This is a genomic window from Sulfitobacter sp. HI0129, assembly GCF_001635395.1.
Lineage (GTDB): Bacteria > Pseudomonadota > Alphaproteobacteria > Rhodobacterales > Rhodobacteraceae > Sulfitobacter.
In genome coordinates, this window is sequence record NZ_LWGH01001038.1 from 1 (window position 1) to 444 (window position 444).

The 444-nt window shown below is 59.5% G+C and carries 1 protein-coding gene; it reads right to left on the reverse strand.

Annotated elements, in window-relative coordinates; genetic code table 11:
• Window positions 1-235, reverse strand: a 235-nt coding sequence (locus tag A3764_RS22050; protein ID WP_330220555.1) for a transaldolase family protein, incomplete at its 3' end; no start/stop codon positions are given.
• Between the last annotated feature and the right edge of the window lie 209 nt (window positions 236-444).

Sequence of the window (444 nt, forward strand, 5' to 3'; positions counted from 1 at the left end):
TGTCGACGATTTTGGCCAGCTTGCGCCCCTCTGCGATCATCGCGTCCGATTCGAGCGCGACCACCTCGGCAGAGACGGGGCCGTCCACGAGGTCGCAGATCTCCTTGGTGACTTCGAGGATATCGCGCCCCGATTTCAGGATGAGCGAGGGGTTGGTGGTGACGCCGTCCACCATGCCCAGATCGTTGAGTTCGGCGATGGCGTCTATTTCGGCGGTGTCCACGAAGAATTTCATCGGGCTGTCCTTCAGGGTTGTATTGGCAGGGTTGGATCGGGATCAGGAGGGTCTATATCCGTTGCCTTGGCTTTATCGCATGATCTGCGATGCTGAAACCCTGAAATCCCCGAACCACCGTAACACGACCGGCAGAGCCCTTGGACACCCACGATACTTTCTTTCCGGCGGGGCACGCTGTTGCGGTGCTGACAACGCAGCCGCTTGGC